Annotated in this window: 1 protein-coding gene; it reads left to right on the top strand. The window is 23.4% G+C overall.

Annotation, left to right across the window (positions count from 1 at the left end; translation table 4 throughout):
• Nucleotides 1-613: hypothetical protein (locus EHV01_RS06380; protein WP_422066724.1), on the top strand; the 613-nt coding region annotated here is incomplete at both ends.

Raw genomic sequence — 613 nt, 5'->3', positions numbered from 1 at the left:
TAAAAAAATTTCCATGAGTAAAAAAAGATAATACTGGTTTAATTGAATATGATAAATGATTAAGTTATATTCAATCTGCTTGTTTATTAGCAGTTATAAATTGATATTTACCAAAAGGTGTTAATGATTTAACTGGTAGTGCTTCATTTTCCCAAGGTGGAGTTGCTTATTCACAAACTAATGACCCTGAGGCAAATGAAAATATTACTCGTGATGTTAAAAATGCTTTAAAATTAGCTGGTGAAATAATTGATATTATATCTAGTAAAACAGTATCTAGACCTTATAATTATAGTTTAGATAATTATGCTCATTCATGAGAAGAAGAATATAAGCATATTAGTAAAAAAACTTTTTATCCAACATTATTATTTTGATTAAAAGAACGAGTACAAACTGATAATTCAATTAATATAACTTATCCAAATATTAATGATTTTTCTAAAATTGATTATAATGAATATATTAAATTTATTGTTCCTTTTGATAATAACACGATTTATTATAAAGATAATGTCTGAAAAGCAAAACAAAGTGGTGATATTCCATCAGATGGTATTAAAGATAGTGATTTAAATAAAGATTATATTGATAAACAAGATGGTAAATATAW

The organism is Spiroplasma sp. hy2 (assembly GCF_044714365.1).
Classification (GTDB): Bacteria; Bacillota_I; Bacilli_A; order Mycoplasmatales; family Mycoplasmataceae; genus Spiroplasma; species Spiroplasma phoeniceum.
This window is presented reverse-complemented; position numbering and strand designations above follow the sequence as displayed.